The following is a 2,283-nucleotide window of genomic DNA, read 5'->3' on the forward strand; positions in this document are numbered from 1 at the left end:
ACCAACGACAATCAAAATGCTAATCAATTAATCTGTTCCAATTTACCAACCTTTTTTGTCAAACTCGACGCAGGTCTTATTGACAACACACCTACCAGCGATTACAGATATGTTTGGTCAAAAGACGACAGTATCATTCCAGGCGAAAACAATTATACATTAGATGTCAATGAAGAAGGCATTTACACAGTAATTGTATCCACCCAAAAAGGCTGTGACAGAATCCGAACCATCAAAGTCACCTCTTCCGATATTGCACATTTAGACTCCGTATCTATCTCCGACTTATCCCAATACAACACCGTAACAGCAAACATTACTGGACAAGGAAATTATGGCTACAGTATTGATTTGCCCAATGGTCCTTTTCAAGAATCCAATTTGTTGGAAAATGTCTCCGCTGGCATACATGACCTTTATATATATGACAAAAACGGTTGTGGAACCTTACAAAAAACCGTTGCGGTACTTGGAATACCAAAATTTTTCACACCAAACAATGATGGTTACAATGATTACTGGAACATCAAAGGAGCCAATGAAACGTTTAACAGCGGTGCCAAAATCTTCATTTACGATCGATATGGCAAAGTAATTAAACAAGTCCTTGCTTCAGGCAATGGCTGGGACGGAACTTACACTGGCAACCCAATGCCTGCAGACGATTATTGGTATACCATAAAACTAGAAGATGGCCGCGAAGCCAAAGGACATTTTTCTTTAAAAAGATAAATAATCATTGTGGCGTGCCACCATCCTCATCCCTAACACAGATTATCCATCAATTATTAATTAAAAAAATCCTACAAAATAATAATTATTTTATTTCCATTTTCTTACATTTGAATATATTAACTAAAAAATGTAACTAGAATGAGTAATTTAAATCCAAACAGGTTAAACCTAACCTATCCTGTGGCCGACATGACCCTAATGAAAAACAATGCCAACGCAACAATTGCCAAAATCCCGGTTGGGGCTACCCTTACCGAAGAAGAGCGCGCAAGCGGGGGCGACATCAATGTGGACAACAAAATTTTTGTAGACGGCGCACTGAACGAGCTCAATTCCAACGGAGCCGCCATTATGCCTGCTTGGTTCAGCATCCCTAATCTGGCTACAGATGTCGCTTTTTATGACCAGTCCGAAGAATTAATTTCGCTGTATCAAAGCATTATCCTAAGGCTTAAGGATGCCCAACGTATTGCCGGAAGGGAAGCTTTGATTAATGCCCGAAAAGCCTACGAACAATACAAATCCGCAGCCGATGGAGGTGTACCCGGTGCTCAAGCCAGCTATGACAAACTAAAAGTTAGATTTGAAAGAGTAGGTGCCACAGCTCCGCAAAGCGTATAACGAACTGCAATAACTAGTTTTCAAAACCAACAGCATTCAACACTGTTGGTTTTTTATTCTCTTTTATCAAATTATTGATACTATTATATAGTAGAACTATATTTTTATATAACTCAATTATAGATTTATATAACTCGATTATGAAATTATATGACTCAATTATAGAATTATATAATTCGGTATATAAATAAACATAACTCAATTATAGTTTTATATAACTCAATTATGGACAACTATAATTCAATTATAGTTCGATATGACTCAATGATGTATTTATATAGTTCAATTATAGTTTTACATAAATAAATTAGACTTTATCCAATTATAATCTTAAAAATTATGCTCACAATAAACACTGGAGAATTACTCTCAGAATACTACAATCGCAAACGCATTTACAAAAGCGTACTGGCACGAAAAACAGGTATAGGCTATCAAACTATTTTGCAACAGCGTAAGGAAAAAACCTTGCAAGTAGATGCATTGGTAAAAATATCGGAAGTTTTAGGACACAATTTTTTTATGGACATAGCGGTGCAATTCCCAAAAAACTTCACTACCAATGCTCCTATTGATTCAGCCACCACCAACGAAATTGAGGCTTTGAAAGAAAAAATAAAACTACTCGAAGCGGAGAAACAACTTTTGTTGCAGGTGATTGGGGCGAAAGGTTGGGTGGAAAAGTAATGGTAGAAAATATTTAGATCATTCAACAAAAGCCCCTTTGATGATTTGCAAGTATTAATATGTATATTTGATTTTGAAAAAAGTGCGTATTTTATCACACTTATACACCCGCTTTTGGGTGGATATCTGTGACGGAGTCATACATATATACTAGTTGGGCGACATTATCGCAACAAATCTTAAACATTGATTTATGAAGAAAATTCTATTTCTTGCCTTGTGTTTTCTAACCCTTAGTGC

The 2,283-nt window shown here is 36.2% G+C and carries 3 protein-coding genes; all 3 read left to right on the plus strand.

Annotation, left to right across the window (positions count from 1 at the left end; genetic code table 11):
* On the plus strand, positions 1-732 hold a 732-nt coding region (locus tag VFS71_RS15940), incomplete at its 5' end, for a T9SS type B sorting domain-containing protein (protein ID WP_326402504.1).
* 183 nt (positions 733-915) lie between these two features.
* Positions 916-1,356, plus strand: coding sequence for a hypothetical protein (locus tag VFS71_RS15945; protein WP_326402505.1), 441 nt, complete (start codon positions 916-918; stop codon positions 1,354-1,356).
* A gap of 339 nt (positions 1,357-1,695) precedes the next feature.
* Entirely contained in the window at positions 1,696-2,043 is a 348-nt protein-coding gene (locus VFS71_RS15950) for a hypothetical protein (RefSeq protein WP_326402507.1), read from the plus strand.
* Positions 2,044-2,283 lie beyond the last annotated feature (240 nt).

It is taken from the genome of Flavobacterium sp. (genome assembly GCF_035760125.1).
Lineage (GTDB): Bacteria > Bacteroidota > Bacteroidia > Flavobacteriales > Flavobacteriaceae > Flavobacterium.

Coding starts and splice junctions, on each gene's coding strand:
- VFS71_RS15950 (WP_326402507.1), top strand. CDS start 1,696: ATGCTCACAATAAACACTGGAGAATTACTCTCAGAATACTACAATCGC.